This window comes from Streptomyces sp. NPDC111507, assembly GCF_055638955.1.
Genome location: NZ_JBVKBU010000001.1, coordinates 577,785 through 600,834 on the forward strand (window position 1 = coordinate 577,785; position 23,050 = coordinate 600,834).

Annotated in this window: 18 protein-coding genes; 13 read left to right on the forward strand and 5 right to left on the reverse strand. The window is 69.7% G+C overall.

What is annotated here, in order from left to right; all coding sequences use genetic code 11:
• Positions 1-134 precede the first annotated feature (134 nt).
• The 7 genes from ACZ7M2_RS02620 to ACZ7M2_RS02650 all read left to right on the forward strand — a co-directional run bounded on the left by ACZ7M2_RS02620 (position 135) and on the right by ACZ7M2_RS02650 (position 9,640).
• Positions 135-1,517 (forward strand): alpha-amylase, encoded by a 1,383-nt coding sequence (locus tag ACZ7M2_RS02620; RefSeq protein WP_471594504.1) that lies wholly within the window; start codon positions 135-137, stop codon positions 1,515-1,517.
• A 285-nt stretch (positions 1,518-1,802) separates the two neighbouring features.
• Positions 1,803-3,092: an extracellular solute-binding protein gene (locus ACZ7M2_RS02625; RefSeq protein WP_471593825.1), complete on the forward strand. Its 1,290-nt coding sequence runs from the start codon at positions 1,803-1,805 to the stop codon at positions 3,090-3,092.
• Between the two features lie 873 nt (positions 3,093-3,965).
• Positions 3,966-4,964 (forward strand): carbohydrate ABC transporter permease, encoded by a 999-nt coding sequence (locus ACZ7M2_RS02630; protein WP_471593826.1) that lies wholly within the window; start codon positions 3,966-3,968, stop codon positions 4,962-4,964.
• A 12-nt stretch (positions 4,965-4,976) separates the two neighbouring features.
• The gene (locus ACZ7M2_RS02635; RefSeq protein ID WP_352051957.1) at positions 4,977-5,882 is read left to right on the forward strand and encodes a sugar ABC transporter permease; all 906 of its coding nucleotides are present in this window, start codon (positions 4,977-4,979) and stop codon (positions 5,880-5,882) included.
• 77 nt (positions 5,883-5,959) lie between these two features.
• Positions 5,960-7,609: a glycoside hydrolase family 13 protein gene (locus ACZ7M2_RS02640; protein ID WP_471593827.1), complete on the forward strand. Its 1,650-nt coding sequence runs from the start codon at positions 5,960-5,962 to the stop codon at positions 7,607-7,609.
• A gap of 25 nt (positions 7,610-7,634) precedes the next feature.
• Positions 7,635-8,669, forward strand: a complete 1,035-nt coding sequence (locus ACZ7M2_RS02645; RefSeq protein ID WP_352051959.1) for a LacI family DNA-binding transcriptional regulator — start codon at positions 7,635-7,637, stop codon at positions 8,667-8,669.
• Positions 8,670-8,779: 110 nt separating this feature from the next.
• Positions 8,780-9,640, forward strand: coding sequence for a phosphatase PAP2 family protein (locus tag ACZ7M2_RS02650; protein WP_266644620.1), 861 nt, complete (start codon positions 8,780-8,782; stop codon positions 9,638-9,640).
• Positions 9,641-9,760: 120 nt separating this feature from the next.
• Here the strand turns inward: ACZ7M2_RS02650 and ACZ7M2_RS02655 are convergent, their stop codons facing one another.
• Entirely contained in the window at positions 9,761-10,666 is a 906-nt protein-coding gene (locus ACZ7M2_RS02655; RefSeq protein WP_352051961.1) for a LysR family transcriptional regulator, read from the reverse strand.
• A gap of 72 nt (positions 10,667-10,738) precedes the next feature.
• On the opposite strand from ACZ7M2_RS02655, the gene ACZ7M2_RS02660 reads away from it, so the two are divergent.
• Complete coding sequence (locus ACZ7M2_RS02660) at positions 10,739-11,752, forward strand: DMT family transporter (protein WP_471593828.1); 1,014 nt, start codon at positions 10,739-10,741, stop codon at positions 11,750-11,752.
• Here the strand turns inward: ACZ7M2_RS02660 and ACZ7M2_RS02665 are convergent.
• Complete coding sequence (locus ACZ7M2_RS02665; protein WP_471593829.1) at positions 11,703-14,699, reverse strand: bifunctional [glutamine synthetase] adenylyltransferase/[glutamine synthetase]-adenylyl-L-tyrosine phosphorylase; 2,997 nt, start codon at positions 14,697-14,699, stop codon at positions 11,703-11,705. The genes ACZ7M2_RS02660 and ACZ7M2_RS02665 overlap by 50 nt on opposite strands.
• Positions 14,700-15,023: 324 nt before the next feature.
• Between ACZ7M2_RS02665 and ACZ7M2_RS02670 the strand changes: the two genes are divergently transcribed.
• Genes ACZ7M2_RS02670 through ACZ7M2_RS02680 form a run of 3 tightly spaced genes read left to right on the forward strand, consistent with a single transcriptional unit; the run spans position 15,024 to position 18,311 of the window.
• Positions 15,024-15,914 (forward strand): alkaline phosphatase family protein, encoded by an 891-nt coding sequence (locus tag ACZ7M2_RS02670; RefSeq protein WP_352051964.1) that lies wholly within the window; start codon positions 15,024-15,026, stop codon positions 15,912-15,914.
• Between the two features lies 1 nt (position 15,915).
• The gene (locus ACZ7M2_RS02675) at positions 15,916-17,289 is read left to right on the forward strand and encodes an MFS transporter (protein ID WP_471593830.1); all 1,374 of its coding nucleotides are present in this window, start codon (positions 15,916-15,918) and stop codon (positions 17,287-17,289) included.
• On the forward strand, positions 17,286-18,311 hold the full coding sequence (locus ACZ7M2_RS02680) for a TolB family protein (RefSeq protein ID WP_471593831.1): 1,026 nt from the start codon (positions 17,286-17,288) through the stop codon (positions 18,309-18,311). Before ACZ7M2_RS02675 ends, ACZ7M2_RS02680 begins: the two co-directional genes overlap by 4 nt.
• 59 nt (positions 18,312-18,370) lie before the next feature.
• Here the strand turns inward: ACZ7M2_RS02680 and ACZ7M2_RS02685 are convergent, their stop codons facing one another.
• Together ACZ7M2_RS02685 and ACZ7M2_RS02690 are read right to left on the reverse strand one after the other, a co-directional pair.
• The gene (locus ACZ7M2_RS02685) at positions 18,371-19,555 is read right to left on the reverse strand and encodes a GDSL-type esterase/lipase family protein (RefSeq protein WP_471593832.1); all 1,185 of its coding nucleotides are present in this window, start codon (positions 19,553-19,555) and stop codon (positions 18,371-18,373) included.
• A gap of 82 nt (positions 19,556-19,637) precedes the next feature.
• Positions 19,638-20,243 carry a TetR/AcrR family transcriptional regulator gene (locus tag ACZ7M2_RS02690; protein ID WP_471593833.1) on the reverse strand — a complete coding sequence of 202 codons (606 nt, stop codon included), beginning with the start codon at positions 20,241-20,243 and terminating at the stop codon, positions 19,638-19,640.
• 71 nt (positions 20,244-20,314) lie between these two features.
• On the opposite strand from ACZ7M2_RS02690, the gene ACZ7M2_RS02695 reads away from it, so the two are divergent.
• Positions 20,315-20,806 carry an FBP domain-containing protein gene (locus ACZ7M2_RS02695; RefSeq protein ID WP_471593834.1) on the forward strand — a complete coding sequence of 164 codons (492 nt, stop codon included), beginning with the start codon at positions 20,315-20,317 and terminating at the stop codon, positions 20,804-20,806.
• 106 nt (positions 20,807-20,912) lie between these two features.
• Positions 20,913-21,503 (forward strand): GNAT family N-acetyltransferase, encoded by a 591-nt coding sequence (locus ACZ7M2_RS02700; protein ID WP_471593835.1) that lies wholly within the window; start codon positions 20,913-20,915, stop codon positions 21,501-21,503.
• Positions 21,504-21,687: 184 nt separating this feature from the next.
• Here ACZ7M2_RS02700 and ACZ7M2_RS02705 read toward each other — a convergent pair whose 3' ends face one another.
• On the reverse strand, positions 21,688-21,897 hold the full coding sequence (locus ACZ7M2_RS02705) for a hypothetical protein (RefSeq protein ID WP_471593836.1): 210 nt from the start codon (positions 21,895-21,897) through the stop codon (positions 21,688-21,690).
• Positions 21,898-23,050: the final 1,153 nt, after the last annotated feature.

Below are 23,050 nucleotides of genomic sequence, written 5' to 3' on the forward strand. Positions count from 1 at the left end.
AGCGCGGCCAAGTGGTCGCGTCAATACACGCGTTGGAAGTTCTTTCGACATCTTGCTGAAACCCGAACCAACGGATAGCTTCCGTTTCCCCCACCCGCACGACGAAGTGCAGGAGCACCCGCATGGCAGGAAACATGGCCAGGAAAACACTTGCCGCCTCGTTCGCCCTCGCGGCGGGCCTGGCGGTCTCGGTGGCCCTCCCCCCAGGTGTCGCGGCGGCTTCCCCGCCGGGCACGAAGGACGTCACCGCCGTTCTGTTCGAGTGGAAGTTCGACTCGGTCGCCAAGGAATGCACCAACACGCTGGGGCCGGCCGGTTACGGCTACGTCCAGGTCTCGCCACCCGCCGAGCACATACAGGGCTCGCAGTGGTGGACCTCGTACCAGCCCGTGAGCTACCGGATCGCGGGGCGGCTCGGTGACGCGACCGCCTTCCAGAACATGATCAACACCTGTCACGCGGCAGGCGTGAAGGTCGTGGCGGACACGGTCGTCAACCACATGGCGGCGGGTTCCGGCACCGGCACCGGCGGCTCTTCCTACACGAAGTACAACTACCCGGGCCTGTACTCCTCGTACGACATGGACGACTGCACGGCGACGGTCAGCGACTACACCAATCGCGCCAACGTCCAGAACTGCGAGCTCGTCGGGCTCGCCGACCTGGACACCGGCGAGGAGTACGTCCGCAAGACCATCGCCGGATACATGAACAGCCTGCTCGGGTACGGCGTGGACGGCTTCCGCATCGACGCGGCCAAGCACATCCCGGCGACCGACCTCGCCAACATCAAGTCGCGGCTGACCAATCCGTCGGTGTACTGGAAGCAGGAGGTCATCTACGGCGCCGGGGAGGCGGTCCAGCCGACCGAGTACACCGGCAACGGCGACGTGCAGGAGTTCCGGTACGCCTACGACCTCAAGCGCGTCTTCAACAACGAGAACCTCGCCTACCTGAAGAACTACGGCGAGGGCTGGGGCTATATGAGCAGTTCCGTCGCGGGCGTCTTCGTCGACAACCACGACACCGAGCGCAACGGTTCGACGCTGAACTACAAGGACGGGGCGAACTACACCCTCGCGAACGTCTTCATGCTCGCCTACCCGTACGGCGCCCCGGACATCAACTCCGGCTACGAGTGGTCGGACGTGGACGCCGGCCCGCCCAACGGCGGCACGGTCAACGCCTGTTGGCAGGACGGCTGGAAGTGCCAGCACGCCTGGCCGGAGATCAAGTCGATGGTCGCCTTCCGCAACGCCACCCGGGGCCAGTCGGTCACCGACTGGTGGGACGACGGCAACGACGCGATCGCCTTCGGCCGCGGCGCCAAGGGGTACGTGGCCATCAACCACGAGTCGGGCTCGCTGACCCGGACCTATCAGACATCCCTCGCGTCGGGGACTTACTGCAATGTCCAGAACAACACCAGCGTCACGGTGAACGGCTCCGGGCAGTTCACGGCGACCCTCGGCGCGAACACGGCGCTGGCGCTCTACGCGGGCAAGACCAGCTGCTGACCGGCCTCCGCGAGCCGTGCGGAAGGCCGTACGAGAGCCCGCACCGAAAGCGCCGTATCGGACATACCCGATACGGCGCTTTCCTCTTTGCGACCTCTTTGCGACACCTTGCGGTAACGGGAACGTCACGCTTGCGGGATCTTGCGGAAATTTCCTTGCAACGTCTTTCGCAAGGACTTGCAGCGCTGTTAGTTTCCTCCCCAGCCCGGCGGCCGTCGATGGGACAGACGGCACCCGCGGTCCTCCCAAGGGAAGATCCGGGCAAACCCTCTTCTAGGAGTTCATATGCGACGTGGCATATCGATCGCCGCCGCGGTGACCGTCATCGCGCTGACCGCGACCGCCTGTGGTGGTTCCGACGACAACTCGTCGAGCAAGCCGAAGGCCGCAGGCGACATTTCCGGGACGATCACGTACTGGGACACATCGGACGCGGCGACCGAAGCCCCGACGTACAAGGCTCTCATCAAGAAGTTCGAGGCCAAGTACCCGAAGATCAAGGTGAACTACCAGAGCGTCCCGTTCAGCGACGTCGAGCAGAAGTTCAAGTCGGCGGCGAAGAGTGGCAAGGGCGCCCCGGACGTCGTCCGCACCGACGTCGGCCTGATGGCCGAGTACGCCTCGCTCGGTTACATCGCCCCCCTCGACGGCACGATCGCGCTGAAGGACACCTCGGACTTCAACTCGGGCCCGCTGAACACCACCAAGTACAACGGCAAGACGTACGGCGTCCCCTCGGTCACCGACACCCTGGGTCTCCTCTACAACAAGGACCTCCTGAAGAAGGCCGGCATCGCGCAGCCGCCGACCACCTGGGACGAGTTCATCTCCGACTCGAAGACCATCAAGAAGAAGACCGGGGCGTACGGCACCTACCTCAACCCGGACTCGTACTTCCTGCTCCCGCTGCTCTACAGCAACAACGCGGACATGGCCGACACCTCGGCCAAGAAGATCACCATCTCCGACGCCAACGCCGTCACCGCGATCACCACGGCGAAGAAGATCCAGGACGAGGCGTCGATGAAGGTCGACTACGCCAACGCCTACCAGAACATGCAGACGGCGTTCAAGACCGGCAAGGTCGCCATGCTGGTCCAGGGTCCCTGGTCGGTCAGCGAGGACCTGAGCGGCAGCGCCTTCAAGGGCAAGGAGACCAACCTCGGCTACGCGCCCGTCCCGGCCGGCCCCGGTGGCAAGGCCCAGGCGCCGACCGGCGGTCACAACCTCGCGGTCTACCAGGGCTCCAAGAACCTGGACGCCGGGTACCTCTTCACCCAGTTCATGACCTCGACCGACAGCCAGGTCGAGATCGCCAAGGGCACCGGCACGCTGCCGACCCGCAAGTCGGCGTACACGGCCGAGGTCACGGCGGACGCCAAGATCGCCGGCTTCAAGCCGATCCTGGAGCAGACCGCCCGTCCGCGCGTCGCGCTGCCGCAGGTCGGCTCGCTCTTCACGCCGCTCGCGCAGAACTACGTGAAGATCCTCCAGGGCGGCGAGGACGTCAAGACCGGTCTCGACGCCACCGCCAAGGAGTTCCAGAAGCTCCTGCCCGGCTACACCATCGGCTGACCGGGCAACCCCTGATCCACCGGTAACCGAAGAACGCGCAGCCCCGGGGAACGTTTTCCCCGCTGCCGCCCCGAATGGGGCTCCCCCGGGGCTGCGGTCACCGGTTCCCTCAGGACCACCGGCCCCACCGGCCCCCGGACCCACCAGGCCCCGGAACCCCGGATCCCGGACCCACCAGGACCCGGACCCGGATCCCCGGACCCCGGGTCCACCAGGGCCCCAGGGGTTGACCAGACCCCGAGTCCCGGATCCCGGACCCACCGGACCCTGGACCCCGGATCCACCAGACCCCCAGGGCCCTGGCCCCGCGGTCGACCGAGTCCCGGATCCCGGATCCGCAGGCCCGGGACTCTGGACCTTGGGCCCGCCGGATCCCTGGATCCATCAGGCCCGGACTCCGGACCCCGGACCCACCGGATCCCGGGCCCACCGGCCCCCGGACAACCCCGGACCCACGGCCCCCGTACTCCGGGGCCTGGGCCTGGGCCTGGGCCCACCGGATCCCGGGCCCCTGGACCCGGGTTGACCAGACCCCCAGCCCCTCACACTCCCCGGATCCCGGGTCCACCCGCCCCTGGACCCCTGATCCACCAGACCACCAGACCCCGGCCCACGGACCTCTGGACCCAGGACCCACCAGCCCCCAGACCTCGGATCCACCGGACCCCGGACCCCAGGCCCACGGACCCACCAACCCCCGGACAACCACGGACCCACCGGCCCCCGGACCCACGGCCCCCCGGACTCCGGGGCCTGGGCCCACCGAGCCCCGGGTCCACGGGGCCACGGGGCCACCGGGGTCGCCAGACCCCGGGGCACCAGATCTCCCCCGCCCCAGACCTCCGCATTTCCGCCGCGAAAGAGCCGATGAGGATGACGACCGCAGCGAGCACCGAGAAGACCGATCAGCCAGCGCCCGGCGAGAACGCCGCGCGCCCCCCACGCGTTTCGGCGCTCCGGCGGTCCTGGGACAAGTACTGGTACGCCTGGGCCATGGTGACCCCGGTCGCCATCGTCCTCACCGTCCTCGTCCTGTATCCGCTCGGGTACGGCGTCTACCAGTCGCTGACCGACGCCAACGAGTCGAACGTGGCGTCCACCATCGGCGCCTTCCACCGCCCGGCCACGTACAAGTTCGTGGGCCTCGACAACTACTGGCACGTGCTGTCGGGCGCGGACAGCGACTTCTACCCGCGCCTGTGGTGGACGATCATCTGGACCGTGGTCGGCGTGGGGGTGATGGTCGGCCTCGGCATGGGCCTCGCGGTGCTCCTCAACCGCAAGGTCCGCTTCCGGGGCTTCTACCGCGCGATGCTGATCCTGCCGTGGGCGGTTCCGTCGTTCATCGGCGTCTTCGCCTGGCGGCTGATGCTCAACTCCCAGTACGGCGTCTTCAACGAGATCATCACCGCGTTCGGCCTGCCGGCCCAGGACTGGCTCGGCACCCCGCTCGCCCAGAAGGTCGCCGTCATCATGGTGAACGTGTGGGTCGGCGTCCCCTTCAACATGGTCGCGATCCTGGGCGGTCTGCAGTCCATCCCCAAGGAGCTGTACGAGGCCGCCGAGATGGACGGCGCCTCCCCCTGGCAGCGATTCGTGAACGTCACCTTGCCCGGCCTGCGTCCGGTGACCAACACCGTGATCCTGCTGGGCTGCATCTGGACGTTCAACATGTTCAACATCATCTACCTGCTGCTGGGCAACAACACGAGCGGCGACGCCGACATCCTCGTCACCTTCGCCTTCCGCAAGGCGTTCACCGGCGTCTCGGACTACGCGGGCGCGGCGACGTACGGGATCATCATCCTCGCCCTCCTGCTGGCCTTCTCGACCTTCTACCGCCGCAGCACCCTGAAGTCCGAGCAGGCGTAAGGAGCCCTCGCCATGACCGCAGCAACCCACGAGTCCTCCGCGACCGCCCCCGCCGGCCGGTCCGCCGTGGCCACCCCCCGCAAGGTGCGCGGCCGCGAGGAACGCAGCCTCGGCTCCTCGATCGCCCTGCACGGCACGCTGATCGTCGCCACGGTGATCGCGGCCTTCCCGGTGATGTGGATCCTGTTCATCTCGCTCGGCCCGAAGAACGCCTGGCAGCAGCCGAGCGAGGTGTTCTCGCACCTCAGCCTGCACAACTACAGCGATGTGCTGTCCCAGACGGACCTGCCGAAGTGGTTCCTGAACACCGTCGTCGTGGCGGGCGGCACCACCGTGCTCGGCGTCTTCCTCGCGGCGACCGCCGGATACGCCGTGTCCCGGATGAAGTTCCCCGGCAGCAGGCAGCTGATGTGGACCTTCCTGGTCACGCAGATGTTCCCCAGTATCGTGCTGATCGTGCCGCTTTACCTGCTTATGTCCGAGCTGAACCTGCTGGACAACTACCTCGGTCTGATCCTGGCGTACGCGACGACGGCGGTGCCGTTCTGCGCCTGGATGATGAAGGGGTACTTCGACACCATTCCCAAGGAGATAGACGAGGCGGGCCGGGTCGACGGGCTCACCCCGTTCGGCACGTTCTGGCGGCTGATCGTGCCGCTGGCCAAGCCGGGCCTCGCGGTGACCGCGTTCTACAGCTTCCTCACCGCCTGGGGCGAGGTCGCGTACGCCACGCAGTTCATGCAGTCCGACCACTACACGCTCGCCGTCGGCATCCGCACCTTCGCGCAGGACCAGCGGCCCGACTGGGCGTGGACCTCGGCCACGGCGATCATCATCACCCTTCCGGCGGCCCTCGTCTTCATGCTGGTGCAGCGCAGCCTGGTCTCCGGTCTGACGGCCGGAGGCACGAAATCCTGACGGCCCGCCCGCACTTAGCGGCCCCCTCGTACTCAGCAAGCGCCTCCGTCGTTCCCCCCGCACCCCTAAGGGAATCCATGACCCAGCACGTCACCGACGCACTCCCCACCGACGCCTCCTCCGCCGCCTCCGGGCGCCGGGAGTGGTGGCGCGACGCGGTCATCTACCAGGTCTATCCGCGCAGCTTCGCGGACGGCAACGGCGACGGCATGGGTGACCTGCCGGGCGTCCGGGCCCGGCTCCCGTACCTGAAGGAACTCGGCGTCGACGCGGTGTGGCTGTCCCCCTTCTACGCCTCCCCGCAGGCGGACGCGGGCTACGACGTGGCCGACTACCGCGCGGTGGACCCGATGTTCGGCAACCTCACGGACGCCGACGACCTGGTGCGGGACGCGCACGGGCTGGGGCTGCGGGTGATCGTCGACCTGGTGCCCAACCACTGCTCGGACCATCACGAGTGGTTCAAGCAGGCGCTGCGCGAGGGCCCGGGTTCGCCGATCCGGGAGCGCTTCCACTTCCGTCCCGGCAAGGGGGAGGACGGCGAACTGCCCCCCAACGACTGGGAGTCCATCTTCGGCGGGCCTGCCTGGACCCGCGTCGAGGACGGCGAGTGGTACCTGCACCTGTTCGCGCCGGAGCAGCCCGACTTCAACTGGGACCACCCGGCCGTCCACGACGAGTTCCGCTCCATCCTGCGCTTCTGGCTGGACCTCGGCATCGACGGCTTCCGCATCGACGTCGCCCACGGTCTCGTCAAGGCGGCGGGTCTGCCGGACATCGGCCACGACGAGCAAGTCAAGCTGCTGGGCACCGAGGCCGTGCCGTACTTCGACCAGGACGGCGTGCACGAGATCTACCGCAGCTGGCGGCGCATCCTGGAGGAGTACGCGGGTGAGCGCATCGCGGTCGCCGAGGCATGGACGCCGACCGTCGAGCGCAGCGCCCTCTACCTGCGCCCGGACGAGCTGCACCAGGCCTTCAACTTCTCCTATCTGACCACCGGTTGGAACGCGGCGGACCTGCGCGAGGTCATCGACCGCTCGCTCGGCGCCATGAACGCCGTGCACGCGCCCGCGACCTGGGTCCTCTCCAACCACGACGTGGTCCGGCACTCCACGCGTCTCGCGGAAGGGGACGAGGCGCGTGGTCTGCGCCGGGCACGGGCGGCGACCCTGCTCATGCTGGCGCTGCCCGGCTCGGCGTACCTCTACCAGGGCGAGGAGCTCGGGCTGCCCGAGGTCGTCGACCTGCCCGACGAGGTCCGCCAGGACCCGGCGTTCTTCCGCAGCGCGGGCCAGGACGGCACCCGCGACGGCTGCCGGGTGCCGCTGCCGTGGTCCGGCGAGGTCGCGCCGTTCGGCTTCGGCCCGGTCGAGGGCGGCCCGAGCTGGCTGCCGCAGCCGGCCTCCTGGAAGAACCTCACGGTCGAGGCGCAGGAGGGCGACCCCACCTCGACGCTGGAGTTCTACCGCAGCGCGCTCGCCGTGCGCCGCGAGCACCCGGCGCTCGGCGCGGGCCGCCAGGTGACCTGGCTGCCGACGCCCGACGGGGTCCTCGCCTTCCGCCGGGACACCGCCGAGGGCTCGTTCGTCTGCACGGTGAACCTCACCGCGGCCCCGCTCTCGCTGCCCACCCCGGGCACCCTGCTGCTCGCCAGCGCGGACGTCGAGCCGGGTACCGAAACGACCGAACTGCCCGCAGATTCAACGGTCTGGTGGGCAGTCTGAGATGCGACCGGTACAGTCCAATCCTGTGACCACACGGCTTGCCGACATCGCAGCCCAGGCGGGGGTCAGCGAGGCGACTGTCAGCCGCGTCCTGAACGGGAAGCCGGGCGTCGCCGCGACCACCCGCCAGTCCGTCCTGGCCGCGCTCGACGTCCTGGGCTACGAGCGCCCGGTCCGGTTGCGGCAGCGCAGCGAGGGCCTGGTGGGCCTGATCACCCCGGAGCTGGAGAACCCCATATTTCCGGCCCTGGCGCAAGTCATCGGCCAGGCCCTGACCCGCCAGGGCTACACCCCGGTCCTCGCCACCCAGACGCCGGGCGGCTCCACCGAGGACGAGCTGACGGAGATGCTGGTGGACCGGGGCGTCGCCGGCATCATCTTCGTCTCCGGTCTGCACGCCGACACCTCGGCGGACATGCAGCGCTACGAGCAGCTGCGCGCCCAGGGCGTCCCGTTCGTCCTGGTCGACGGTTTCTCGCCGAAGGTCCAGGCGCCCTTCATCTCCCCGGACGACCGCGCGGCGATGGCCCTCGCGGTCACGCACCTCGTCTCGCTCGGGCACACCAGCATCGGACTCGCCCTGGGTCCGAAGCGGTTCGTGCCCGTGCAGCGGAAGATCGAGGGCTTCGTGCGCACGATGCAGGAGCAGTTGGGGCTGAGCCCGGCCGACATCGAGGAGCGACTGGTCCAGCACTCGCTGTACACCCTGGAGGGCGGCCAGGCCGCGGCCACCGCCCTCATGGACCGGGGGTGCACGGCGGTGGTCTGCGCGAGCGACATGATGGCCCTCGGCGCGATAAGGGCGGCGCGCCAGCGGGGTCTGGAGGTGCCGAAGGACATATCGGTCGTCGGCTTCGACGACTCCCCCCTGATCGCCTTCACCGACCCACCCCTGACGACGATCCGCAAGCCGGTCCCGGCCATGGGACAGGCTGCCGTGCGGACGTTGCTGGAGGAGATCGGCGGAACTCCGGCACCGCACAGTGAATTCGTGTTCATGCCGGAGCTGGTGGTGCGCGGTTCGACCGCTTCGGCCCCTGGGGACCGGAATCGTCCCTAAGGAGGAGCGCATACGTTGCGCGGAGGACTCCTCCTGTCGTAGAACGTGCGGCCAGGACCCGACCAAGGGATGATCGGTCGCGGAACGCTTTTCTGGCAGACTTTGCGCCTATGGGTGAGACGACCGTGACGACACTGGAAGGCCAGGACCGGGCCGCTCCACGCCCCGTCGCGGAGGAGAACGCGGGGAAGGCGTTCCTGCGCCGGCTGCGCACCCCGCGTCGCCCCCGCTTCTGGTTCGAGATCCTGCTCATCGCCGTGAGTTACTGGACGTACTCACTGATCCGCAACGCCGTGCCCGAGCAGAAGCAGGAGGCGCTGCGCAACGCCGACTGGCTGTGGCGCATGGAGCACCACCTCGGGATCGCCGTCGAGCAGTCGGTCAACCACGCCGTGAACTCGGTGACATGGCTGATCATCGGGATGAACTACTACTACGCGACGCTGCACTTCGTCGTGACGCTCGGGGTCCTGGTGTGGCTCTATCGCAGCCACCCCGGCCGGTACGCGGCGGCGCGCCTCGCGCTCTTCGCCACCACTGCGGTGGCCCTGCTCGGCTACTACTTCTTCCCGCTGGCCCCGCCCCGCCTGATGAACGGCGGCGACTTCGTCGACACGGTGGTCGTCCACCACACGTGGGGTTCCATGGCCTCCGGGGACCTCAAGCACATGTCGAACCAGTACGCCGCGATGCCGTCGATGCACATCGGCTGGTCCCTGTGGTGCGGTCTGACCATCTTCGCCCTGGCCTCGGTGCCGTGGGTACGCGTCCTGGGTCTGCTCTATCCGGCGGCCACGCTGCTGGTCATCGTCTCCACCGCCAACCACTTCTGGCTGGACGCGGTGGGCGGCATGCTGTGCCTGGCCTTCGGCTTCACGGTCGCCCGCCTCTGGTACGGGGCTCTGCCCTACGCCCTGCCCCGCTGGGTACCAGGGACGCGTGGCGCGCCCCTGGTACCGCTGGAGGCCTGACACCCGGAGCTGTCGTCGAACGGGCCCGTCGGTGACCGACGGGCCCGTTCGCCGTCCACCGGAGCGATACGTCCCGTCTCGCGCCCCTCCAGCACCTGGAGCCGGAGCCGTCATGAGCCGTCACCGGTCGGGGTGGGCCGCGCCCCGGAGCGCGTCCAGCAGTCCGCGCAGCGCCGTCCGTTCGGCCGCGCCGAGACCCGCCTCCCGCACCGCCGCGTAAAGGACCCGCACGGGCTCAGGAGCGCGCACCTTCCGCACCACCACACCGGGGTGCCGGCTCCCCAGCCCGAGCCGGGGAATCAGACTCACTCCGAGCCCGGCCGCCACGAATCCCTGAGCGGTGGCGTAGTCCTCGCTCTGCACCGCGAACGAGGGCCGGAACCCGGCCGTCGCACAGGCGTCCAACTGAGCGTCGAGACAGGGCCCCGGCCACTCGCTCCCGACCCACGGCTCATCCGCCAGCTCCGCCAGTTCGAGCAGCCGCCGCCCCGCGAGCCGATGCCCCCTGGGCAGCACGACCCGGTACGGATCATCGAGCAGACGTACAAGCCGGATGCCCTCGGGACCGGCACCGTCGGCCCGCACCACCAGGGCGAGATCGGCCCGCCCCTCCTTCACGTCGGGCAGCGGATCCTCCACGTCGATCAGCTTCAGCTCCACCCGTACGCCGGGGTGCTCACGCCGAAACCGCGCAACGGCGGGAGCGACCAGCGCGGCCCCGGCCGTGGCGAAGTACCGCATCGCGAGCCGCCCCGTCCGCCCCGCCCGCAGATCCGCGAGGGCGGTCTCCGCCTCGGCGACCTGCCGCCCGATGGCGTCCGCGTACTCGGTCAGCAGCAGCCCCGCCGCGGTGGGCCGCACCCCGCGCCCGACCCGCTCCAGCAGCTCGGTCCCCGCCTGCTTCTCCAGCGCCCCGATCTGCTGACTGACGGCGGACGGCGTGTACCCCAGATCCGCCGCGGCCGCCGTCACCGACCCGCTGCTGACCACAGCCCGCAGCACCTGCATACGCCGCACATCAAGCATGAAGCACACCTTAACAGTGCATGCAAAACACTTCACTTGTCCTCAATCCAAAAACCACGGACGGTAGGACGCATGGCAAGCCCCGTCACCGCCTCGCCCTCCTCCCGCCGCTCCTCCTTCCGCTCCTCTCTCCGCATGGCCACCCTGGCGCTCCTCTGGGGCTCCGGCTTCCTCTGGATCAAGGTGGCCCTCGACCACGGCCTGTCCCCCGCCCACCTCACCCTCGCGCGCTGCGCCCTGGGCACGGCGGTCCTCCTGCTCCTGGCCCGCGGAGCGCAACAGCGCCTCCCCCGCTCCCGCGCCCTCTGGCTCCATGTCACCGTCGCGGCGCTGTTCTGCAACGCGATCCCCTTCGCCCTCTTCGCGCTCGGCGAGCAGACGGTCGACTCGGGGATCGCGGGCGTCATGAACGCGACCACTCCCCTCTGGTCGCTCCTGCTGGGCGCGGTCCTCGGCACGGACCGCGCCCTCCACCCCCTCCGCCTGACCGGCCTGTTCCTCGGCTTCGCGGGCGTCCTGCTGATCTTCGCTCCCTGGCGGCACGGCGGCCTGGCCGGCTGGGGCGCCGGAGCCCTCCTGGCCGCCGCGGCCAGCTATGCGATCGCCTTCACCTACATGGCCCGCCACCTCACCCCCCGCGGCGCCCCCCTGGCCGTATCGGCGGCCCAACTCCTCATGGCCACGGCGTGGACGACGCCGGCCCTCCCCACGGCGGCCCCCAGCCACCCCGACGGCACGGCCCTGCTGGCGGTCACCGTCCTCGGCGTCTTCTCCACCGGCCTGACCTTCTACCTCAACTACCGCATGATCGCCGAAGAGGGCCCCACCAGCGCGGCCACGGTCGGCTACCTGCTCCCCGTGGTCTCGGTGACGCTCGGCGCCCTGGTCCTGAACGAGGCGCTCGGCCCCCGCACCCTGGTGGGCATGGCGGTGGTCCTGGCCGGAGTGGCGGCCACCCGCACCCGCCCCGAACGGAAGGAAACCCGCCCACCGCGCGGAAGGCCCTCAAGCCTCACGCGCGGCAGGCCCCCCACGCTCACGCCCCGTAGAACAGCACCTCCACCACGGCCCGCGCCCGCCGAGTGATCCGCCGGTAGTCCTCGAGCATGTCGCCGACATGACCGGGCCCGTACCCCAAGTACCGCCCGACCGCGGCGAGTTCACGGCCGTCGGAGGGAAACGTGTCCCCGGCCCGCCCCCGCACCATCATCACCGCGTTGCGCACCCGCGTGGCCAGCACCCACGCCTCGTCCAGGATGGCCGCGTCCTCCCCGGACACCAGCCCCGCCGCGCACGCCGCGCCCAGCGCCTCCCGTGTGCGAGTGGTCCGCAGCCCCGGCTCCACCCACCCGTGCTGCAACTGGAACAGCTGCACCGTCCACTCCACGTCGGACAGTCCGCCCCGCCCCAGCTTGGTGTGCAGCGTCGGATCGGCTCCGCGGGGCATCCGCTCCGACTCCATCCGGGCCTTCAGCCGTCGGATCTCCCGTACCGCGTCGTCACCGAGCCCCTCCGCGGGATACCGCAACGGATCGACCAGCTCGATGAACCGCCGCCCCAGGTCCTCGTCCCCGGCGACGAACTCGGCCCGCAAGAGGGCCTGCGACTCCCACACCAACGACCATCGCCGGTAGTAGGCCGCATAGGAGTGCAGCGTCCGCACCAAAGGCCCGGACTTCCCCTCGGGCCGCAGATCGGCGTCGATCAGCAACGGTGGATCCGCACTGGACACCTGAAGCAACCGCCGCATCTCCGAGACGACCGCGTTGGCCGCCCGGGATGCCTCCTGCTCGTCGACACCCTCCTGGGGCTCATGCACGAACAGCACATCCGCATCGGACCCGTAACCGAGCTCGTGCCCCCCGAACCGCCCCATCCCGATGACGGCGAACCGCGTGGGCAGCGTGTCCCCCCACTTGTCCCGCACCACGGCCCGCAGGGTCCCCGCCAGCGTCGCCGCCGTCAGGTCGGACACGGCACCGCCCACCTGATCCACCAGCGCGCCCTGATCGGCGACGGCCGGCGTCTCCTCGGTGCCGTACGAGGCGACGATGTCCGCGGCGGCCGTACGGAACAGCTCCCGCCGCCGCACACCACGCGCGGCGGTCACCGCCTGCTCGCCCCCGTCGGCCCGCCTCACCGCGGCGAGGATCTCCTGTTCCAGATGGGCACGGCTGCGCGGTTCGAGCCCGCCCCCGTCCCCGTCGCCGAGCAGCGCGACGGCCTCCGGCGCCCGCATCAGCAGGTCCGGGGCGAGCCGCCCGGCCGACAGCACCCGCGCCAGGTTCTCCGCCGCGGCCCCTTCGTCCCTCAACAGCCGTAGATACCAAGGGGTCTTGCCCAGGGCGTCCGACACCTTGCGGAAGTTCAGCAACCCGGCGTCGGGGTCGGCGGAATCCGCGAACCACCCCAACAGCACGGGCAGCAGGGTCCGCTGGATCGCGGCCTTCCGCGAGACCCCGGAAGCCAGCGCCTCCAAATGCCTCAGCGCCGCGGCCGGATCGGCGTACCCGAGGGCGACGAGCCGCTCCCGCGCCGCGTCCGGACTCAGCCGGCTCTCGCCCGGGGCGAGTTGGGCCACGGCGTCCAGCAGCGGCCGGTAGAACAACTTCTCGTGCAGCCGCCGTACGACAGCCGCGTGCCGCTTCCACTCACGGTTCAGCTCGACGACGGGATCGGCCCGAAGGCCGAGCGACCGCCCGATGCGCCGCAGATCGGCATCGTCTTCGGGCACCAGATGAGTCCGCCGCAGCCGGTAGAGCTGTATGCGGTGCTCCATGGACCGCAGGAACCGATAGGCGTCGTCGAGCTGCACGGCGTCGGCCCGCCCGACATACCCACCGGCCGCGAGTGCCTTCAACGCGTCCAGCGTGGTCCCGCTGCGCAGTGAGGTGTCGGCCCGCCCGTGCACCAACTGGAGGAGCTGCACGGCGAATTCGACATCGCGCAGTCCTCCCGGTCCGAGCTTCAGCTCGCGGTCGATCTCGGCGACGGGGATGTTCTCCACGACCCGCCGCCGCATCTTCTGTACGTCGGCGACGAAGTTCTCCCGCTCGGCGGCGTGCCACACCAGGGGCGCCAGCGTGGCCACGTACTCCTCGCCGAGTCCAAGGTCCCCGGCCACCGGCCGCGCCTTCAACAGGGCCTGGAACTCCCAGGTCTTGGCCCACCGCTGGTAGTAGGCGAGGTGACTGCTCAGCGTCCGCACCAGCGGCCCGTTCCGCCCCTCGGGCCGCAGATTCGCGTCGACCGGCCAGATACTGCCCTCGACGGTGGTCTCGGAACAGATCCGCATCATGTGGGAGGCGAGCCGGGTGGCGGCCTGCAGCGCCTTGCGCTCGTCAGCCCCTTCCACCGCCTCCCCGACGAAGATGACATCGACGTCGGACACGTAGTTCAGCTCGTGCCCCCCGCACTTCCCCATCGCGACCACCGCGAGCCGGCACAGCGCGGCGTCGTCGGGCGCGGCTCTGCCGGCGATGGCGAGCGCGGCGCGCAAGGTGGCCGTGGCGAGGTCGGCGAGTTCGGCGGCGGTCTGGGCGAGGTCGGTGGTGCCGCACACGTCGCGTGCGGCGATGGACAGCAGGCAGCGCCGGTAGGCGACGCGCAGGGCGACGGGATCGGTCGCCTGCGCCAGCCCCCGCTCGAACTCCCGTACCCCGGGGTGGAGGTCCTGCGGCTCGTACGTCACGAGCTCCTGCCAGTCGCGCGGGTGCCGGGCGAGGTGGTCGGCGAGGGCGGCGGAGGCACCGAGGACGCCAAGTAGCCGGTCACGCAGTGGCTTGGCCGCGATCAGGGTGTCGAGGAGTTCCCGCTCGGCGATGTGGCCGTCCTGCGCCTCGACGAGCCGGACGAGCCCGAGCAGCGCGAGATCGGGATCGGCGGTGGCGCCGAGCGCGTCGAGGAGCACCGGATCGGACCGTACGGGCTCGAGCTCCGCACCGTCCAGGAGCCGCTCGGCGGCCGACGGATCGGTGAAGCCGTGTCGCAGCAGCCGCGTGAAGGTACTGCTCCTGCGCCCCGGCGCCATCATCCTGGGCCCTCCCGTCGGATCAGGTCGCACGACCGGTCCGATCAAGGTCGTACGAGCCCGAGCCTAACCCCGGTCCCCACGGTGGCGCCCCGCGCCGGAATCGGCTTCCGTGGAAGGTGTCCTCGGATGTGGCCCGTGCGAGCGGCGAGGAAGGTAAGAAAAGTAAGAAGGCGAGCGGGGTGGCGACGACCGCGCAGGCCGGGAAGTAAGCAGTTCATCAGGTCTTCACCCCGCCGGTTGGGCGGCTTGGCGCAGGGGAATGTTGGCGTGTGCATGCTCTGTCCGCACCGCCACCGTCGCCTTCCCCCCCACCGGAGGTCTGAAGTGTCCGGCAGAAACGTGTACCGCCGCAGTCGTGCCGTCGTGGCGTCCGCCCTCGCCTTCACCGCAGCCGCGGTGGGCCTGTGGACCGGCCTCGGCGGCTCCACGACCGCGCACGCCGCGGCCGGGGTACCGACCCCGGACCACGTGGTCGTCGTGGTCTTCGAGAACCACGCGTACAGCCAGGTGATCGGCTCTTCCAGCGCCCCGTACATCAACTCGCTCAAGACCGGCGGCGCCAACCTCACCTCGTCGTACGCCGAGACGCACCCGAGCCAGCCCAACTACTACGCCCTCTTCTCCGGCTCCACCCAGGGCGTCACGGACGACAGCTGCGTCACCCCCGGCTTCTCCTCCGCCGCGAACCTCGCCTCCGAGGTGATCGGGGCGGGCAGGACCTGGGCGAGCTACAACGAGACGCTGCCCAGCCAGGGCTCCACGACGTGCAGCAGCGGCAACTACGCGCAGAAGCACAACCCGTGGTTCGGCTTCAGCAACGTACCGACGTCGACCGCGAAGACCTTCACCCAGTTCCCGACGGACTACACGACGCTTCCGCAGGTCTCCTTCGTGGTCCCCAACCTGTGCAGCGACATGCACGACTGCTCGGTGTCGACCGGTGACACCTGGCTGAAGAACAAGCTGGGCGCGTACGCGACCTGGGCCAAGACCCACAACAGCCTCCTCGTCGTCACCTTCGACGAGGACAACCGGCTCAGCGGCAACAAGATCCCGACCGTGTTCTACGGCCAGCAGGTGACCGCGGGATCCACCAGCTCGACCACCTACAACCACTACGACCTGCTGCGCACCCTGGAGGACTCGCAGGGTCTGTCGACACACGCGGGCAACGCCGCCTCCGGCAAGGACATCACCGGCATCTGGACGTCCTGAGATGTACGTGGCGGACAGCCGCGCCTCCACGAGTGCGGCGTCCGCGGAAGGCGCCGTCCGGCCTCGTGCCGGACGGCGCCGTGCCGCGGTCGCGCCCACGGTGCTGGCGCTCGGCGCGGTCAGTCTCATCACCGACGTCTCCTCGGAGATGGTCACGGCGGTACTGCCCCTGTACCTGGTGACGGGCCTCGGCCTGTCCCCGCTGGGTTTCGGCCTCCTGGACGGCATCTACAACGGCTTCTCGGCACTCGTCCGGCTGATCGGGGGCCACCTGGCCGACCGCGGCGGCGGCCGCCACAAATGGGTGGCGGGCTTCGGCTACGCCCTCTCGGCGGCCTGCAAGCCCCTGCTGCTCCTGGCCCACACGCTCACCCCGATCGGCCTGATCCTGGCCGCGGACCGCACCGGCAAGGGCCTGCGCACGGCCCCGCGCGACGCGCTGATCTCGCTGTCGAGCACGCCGGAGACACGGGGGCGCGCGTTCGGCGTGCACCGGGCGATGGACACCGCGGGCGCGCTGTTCGGTCCCCTCGTGGCCTTCCTGATCCTGCGGGCCACGGTCGACGGGTACGACGCGGTGTTCACGGTGAGCTTCTGCGTGGCGGTGGTGGGCGTACTGGTCCTGGTGCTGTTCGTGCCGAACGGTGCGAACAGCACTGGTACGAAATCGGGTGCTGACGGCACTGGTACGAAGTCGGGTGCGGACGGCGCTCGTTCGCGGGCGACAGGGACGGCACCGCAGGGAATCTCCGGGGACACCGCACCCCGCCCCACCCTGCGCGCGGCCATCGCCCTCCTCGCCCGCCCCGACCTGCGCCGCGTCACCCTGTGCGCGCTCCTGCTGGGCCTCGCGACGGTCAGCGACTCCTTCGTCTACCTGCTCCTCCAGCGGCGCCTGGGCGTACCGGACCGGTGGTTCGCGCTGCTGCCCCTCGGCACGGCGGCGGCCTTCCTGCTCCTGGCCGTCCCGCTCGGCCGCCTCGCGGACCGGGTCGGCCGCTGGCGGGTGTTCCTGGCCGGTCACGGCGCCCTGCTCCTCGCGTACGCCCTCCTGCTCACCTCCTGGCACGGAACGGCACTGCCGTACGCCGTCCTGCTCCTGCACGGCTGCTTCTACGCCGCCACCGACGGCGTACTGATGGCAGTGGCCTCGGAGAGCGTGCCCGAGGAACTGCGCTCGTCCGGTCTCGCCCTCGTCCAGACGGGCCAGGCCCTGGCCCGTTTCGTCTGCTCGCTCGGCTTCGGCGCGGCATGGACGGCTTGGGGCGACCGTACGGCGCTCACGGCGTCGACGGTGGCGCTGGCGCTCTGCGCCCTGTTCGCGCTGACACTCCGCCGTCCCACCCCCTCCGCCCCTTCAGAAGGCCTCGCATGACCCTCCGTACCCGCATCCTGGTCCTGATCTCGGCGCTGGTCGTCCTGGCGGGCGTGGCCACGGCCTCCGTCCTGCACGCCTCGGCCCGCGCGGACCGCAAGAACCAGACCCAGCCCGGCGGCCCGAGGATCACCACGGGCACGGTCGCGCTGGCCACCGGGTCCGGGAGCCGCATGATCTTCCGGAACATGGCCTGGGGCCCGCACCGCGACGAACTGACGACGGTCCCGGCGTCGAACCCCTCGGGGCCCCGCACGGCGTCGAAGGTCAAATGCCTCCGCTTCTACACGGCCGCGGGCACCGGCGTCTGCCTCCAGTCGGTGCACGGCCCGGTCCAGGACACCTACCGGGCCGTCATCCTCGACACGCACCTGCGCGAGACGGCCCGCTACGACGTCCCCGGCATCCCGTCCCGCGCCCGCGTCTCCCCCAGCGGCCGGTACGCCGCGTGGACGGCCTTCGTCGGCGGCGACTCGTACGCGGGTACGAACTTCTCCACGCGCGCGGCGATCGTGGACACGAGAACAGGGAAACTCACCTCCTCCTTGGAGGCGTTCCGCGTCGTGAAGGACGGCAGGACGTATCACGCGGCGGACGTCAACTTCTGGGGCGTCACGTTCGCGGCCGACGACCGCACGTTCTACGCGACGCTGGCGACGAAGGGCAGGACGTACCTGGTCCGAGGGGACCTCCGGGCCCGCACCCTCACGACCCTCCACACCAACGTCGAATGCCCGTCCCTCTCCCCCGACGGCACGCGCGTCGCCTACAAGAAGCGCGTGCCGGGCCTGTCGAAGGACGCCCCCTGGCACCTGTACGTCCTCGACCTGCGCACGATGCGCGAAACCCCGCTGGCCGAGCCCCGCAGCGTCGACGACCAGGTGGTCTGGCGCGACGACCGCACGATCGTCTACGCCCTCCCCGGCGACTATGGAGCCGACCTCTACACCGTCCCGTCCGACGGCACGGGAAAGCCGCGCCGCATCAGCACCGCGGCGGTGTCACCCGCGTACGTGAACTAGCCGACGGCGTCCGTGAACCGGGCGACGGCGTCCGTGAACCATGCGAAGGCGTAGGTGAACTAGGCGAAGGCACCCTGGGCGTTGAAGGCCAGCTCGGCGAAGCGTGCGCCGATACGGCGGTGGGTGGCGGCGTCCGGGTGGAGCTGGTCGGGCAGCGGCAACTCGGCGAAGTCGGCCTCGCCGTAGAGGCCCCGGCCGTCCAGGTGGTGCAGGTTCGGATCCTCGGCCGCTCGCTGCTCCACGATCCGGGCCAGCTCGTCGCGGATGACACGCAACGTCAGTTTCCCGCTCGCGCGCTCCGCCGGATCCCCCATGGCCACGAACCGCAGCCGCCCCGCGCCGAGATCGGAGAAGTCCGGGGCGGTGGGCCCGGGCGTGTCCTCATGGATGGGACAGAGAAGAGGCGAGACGACCAACAGCGGCGTGGTGGGATGCCCGTCACGGACGGTGTCGAGAAAGCCGTGCACCGCCGGGCCGAAGGCACGCAACCGCATCGCGTCGGCGTTGACCAGGTTGATCCCGATCTTGACGCTGATCAGATCGGCGGCGGTGTCCCTCATGGCCCGCGCGGTGAACGGATCGAGCAGAGCGCTCCCGCCCAGCCCCAGGTTGATCAGTTCCACACCGGCGAGGGAGGCGGCGAGCGCGGGCCAGGTGGAGGTGGGCCCGGCGGCGTCGGAACCGTGACTGATCGAGCTGCCGTGATGCAGCCACACCTTGCGTCCCCGGTCCGGCGCGGGCTCGACGGGGGCGTCGGTGCGCAGGGCGACGAGTTCGGTGATCTCGTTGTGCGGCAGCCAGATCTCGACGTCCTTGACGCCGTCGGACAGACCGTCGAAACGGAGGGTCCCGACCGCTCCGGATCGGGTCTCGACAGCTCCGGAGGTCATGTCGATGACCTTCGCGTTGCCGCCGGTGACACTCCCCTGCCCGGCCGGCCGGCCATCGACGACCAACTCGTACACCCCGTCCGGACGCGGCGGCGCACCCACGTAGACGAGCTTGGTCGGCAACGTGTCCAGTTCGACGGCGGTGGCCCGGGTACGGAAGACCAGCCGTACGCCGGAGGGCTGGGCCTCGGCCATGGTGAGCTGTCCGTCGGGGATCTGCCTGCGAGCCCGTGCGGGCAGCCGGTGCGGGAGGAGACCGTGTTCGGTGGGCTCCAGGTCGAGGGCACCGCGCAGGAGGCCGGCGGTGATGGGCGTGGTGATGGGTGTGGTGATCCGGTCGTGGTCGGTGGTCATGGCCTCGGTGTCTCCCTCGGAACTCTCGGGTGCCGGAATCGACCGGCGAAACGATTCCTGCGGGACGATTCCGGCGGGACGATCAGGGGGCGGATGCGGGCGCGGTAGCTGTTTCTGTCGCACCCGCGGGCCAGTTCCGCAGCAGCGCGTCGAGGGCGTCCAGCATCCGCACCCAGGTCTCCTGCGTGTCGGGGGCGCTGTGGCTGAACCCTCCCCCCATCTCCAGACTGACGTAGCCGTGGAAGAAGCTGCCCAGCAACCGAACGGCGTGTGTCTGGTCCGGCTCCGTCAGCGCGTAGCCACGCAGGATCGCCCGCGTCATCTGCGCGTGCCGCCCACCGGCGCTGGCGGCGGCCGTTGCCGGATCGAGTCTGAACTGGGCGGCGGCATACCGGCCCGGATGCTCCCGGGCGTAGTCGCGGTAGACGTTCGCGAGAGCGGCCAGGGCGTCCTTGCCGGCCCGTCCGGCCAGCGCGGCGGCGCCCCGGTCGGCGAGTTCCTCCAGGGCGAGCAGGGCGATCCGGGTCTTGAGGTCCTGGGAGTTCTTCACGTGCGAGTACAGGCTCGCGACCTTCACGTCGAAGCGTCGGGCGAGCTCCGAGACGGTCACCTGATCGAAGCCGACCTCGTCGGCCAGCTCCGCCCCCGCGAGGACCAGACGTTCCGTGGTCAGCCCGACGCGCGCCATAACCTTGCCCCCATTCACCACAACATCTAATACGTTTGCCTAACACCTTTAGGCAATTTACCATGCCTCTCATGAAACCGCTGACCGAACAAGAGATCCGCGCCGCGTTCGTGAACTGCACCAAGGGCGAGGCGAAGCGCCTGTCCGTCCCACGCGACCTGGCCAACCGCCCCTGGGACGACCTGGACTATCTCGGCTGGCGAGACCCCCAGTCCCCCGAACGCGCCTACCTCGTCCTCGAGCTGAACGGCCACCCGAAGGCCCTGGCCCTGCGCAGCCCCAGCCCCACCTCCTGGCAGACCCGGCGCAGCATGTGCTCGATGTGCCTGACCACCCACACCGGCGGCGTCTCCCTGAGGGTCGCCCCGAAGGCGGGCAAGGCCGGCCAGCAGGGCAACTCGGTCGGCGCCTACATATGCACCGACCTCTCCTGCTCCCTGTATGTACGAGGCAAGAAGGACGCGGGCCCCGGCGCCCGCCTCCACGAGTCACTCACGCTGGAGGAAAAGATCCAACGGACGGTGACGAACCTGGCGGCGTTCCTCACGAAGGTGACGGCCTGACGCCGTACGGCCCCTGGCGCGCTCCAGCGAGGAGGCCCGTAAGAGGGCTCGCGAAAAGGCCCGTGCGCGGAAGATCGCCACTGGCCACCGGATCTATTCTGCTCCGGTGACCAACCAGCCGCTTGAGGGCACCGTCGTCCGCCTCGTCCGCCTGTCTCCCGACCACGCCGAGGCCCTCTTCCCGTCGGCGGCCGACCCCGAGGTCTGGCGGTGGATGCCCCGGGCACGACCCGAGACCGTGGACCAACTGCGCGAGTGGCTCGGCGAGATGACCGCCGACCCGACGCGGCGCTGCTTCGCGGTGCAGCGCTGTGACGACGGCACCGTGATCGGTTCAACCAGCATGTACGACCTCGACCTGGCCGAGAGCCGCACCGAGATCGGCGCGACCTGGTTCGACCGTTCCTGCTGGGGCGGCCCCTACAACGTCGAGTCCAAACTGCTGCTGTTCACCCACGCCTTCGAAGACCTGCGCCTGGCCCGGCTCGCCCTGCGCACCGACAACCTCAACGTGCGGTCTCAGCAGGCCCTGATCCGCCTCGGCCTGGTCCACGAAGGAACCCTGCGCAGCCATATGCGCCGCCCGGACGGCACCCGCCGCGACTCCCTGTACTACAGCCTGCTCGCCGAAGAATGGCCGACCGTCCGCGAGACACTACGCGCCCGGGTCACCACCAAAACAGGGCACCGCCCCTGAGCTGCGAAAACACAGCTCATCGAGATCCCCGACAAGACCCGGGGAAAGAAGAAGCAGCCTCTAACGATCAAGCCCCCTACCAGCGAAGACCCGCAGGTAGGGGGCTTGTCGCCGTGGACGCCGATCGGCGGTCAGGCTGCCGATATCAGCGATCCCGCGATGAGGAAGTCCCGCGATCTGACGATCAGAAGGAGACAGTGACGCCGGCCTGGTGGTACTGGCCGACGGTGCCCAGGACCTCGTCCTTCACCGCGCCGAACTGAGCCACAAGGCCCGAGCTGCTGATCGCCGTGGGGCCTGCGGCGATGCCGACCTGCGGGCTCAGACCGCCGGAGACGGTGTCGAGCTCGGCGTCAGAGATTTCAAGGGTCTGAACCTGGGGAGCGGAGTTCATGATGAAACTTCCCTTCGTATGGATGTTCCACAAGGGGGAACGGCCAAGCTGGGGATGGACGGTGGGCCGCGACCGCAGGCGCGTGCCATCCGTTTCCGGACGCCTTGGCGCGATCCCGGCGGCGCGAAGGATCAAATCACGGAGCGTGCCCGGCATCCAGTCGGTCGCTGCTCCCAGCAGGTCAGTTGAGTCAGTCGGCTACTCATCCATGCACGCACGCACACGAATTGAGGGCAGCTTCTCTACATGTAGCCCCGCACAGGAACCCGACAACTATTGCCGCGGCAGCTCCGGCCAGGACAACTCCGCACCAACAGAACGCACCCGTGCCGCAGTTGCGCATTCGCTGTGCAGATTCAGTCACGTATGCACCCGCGCACCCTTCAGCACCTCGTCCACCATGATCCGCGGCCCGCATACCGCCGGCCCCCGGAGGTGGAGACGGCACGGGGCAGGGCACGGCTACGGATCAGAGGAGGTGGCCGTGCACCACGGCTGAGGTGTCTGGGGCAAGCACCATCCCCCGACCAAAGACCCGACAGCAGACAGCAGACAGCAGAGAGCCGGCGGGCTACCGCCTGCCGAATACGGAACTGCTGAGGCCGCCTCGGAGCTCAAGCCAGTGAACTTGCCACAGCCGTGCCCGATGCAGGGGGCAGCCCCGGTCTACAAGGGTGGTTGGGCAGGACTGTCCATGCCTCCTGGTCGGTCCGTCGAAGCCGCGAGCCACCGGCCAGGCACCTCAACCGCTCTCCTGAAGCGGGTGCCGCCAGTCGGGACACTGCCGAGGTCAGCCAGCTGTCAATTCGACCAAGACAGTCGCCGCGCCGTACAGGAAGACAGCGCCACCGATGACGCCCCGACAACGAACAGCTGCCGGACCCATGTGGGGCCCGGCTGGGTGTGCTGCATCGCCTGGGCCGTGATCATCGCGGAATCCTAGGCCCTTGTGCCCCCGGCTGCAGTACAGCAGGGAAGTAGCGCAACCGTCACGACACAAGCCAGCCGGGGCTGGCCAACGGAAAGCGCCAGCGGTTCCGGGGGTAGCCCTTGGGCCGTCTCGGGGCCGTCAAAGGTGTTCAATGACGACCAACACTGACAACCACTGACAACCACTGACAGCTGAACCGTAGGTCGCAACGTTGATCGACAG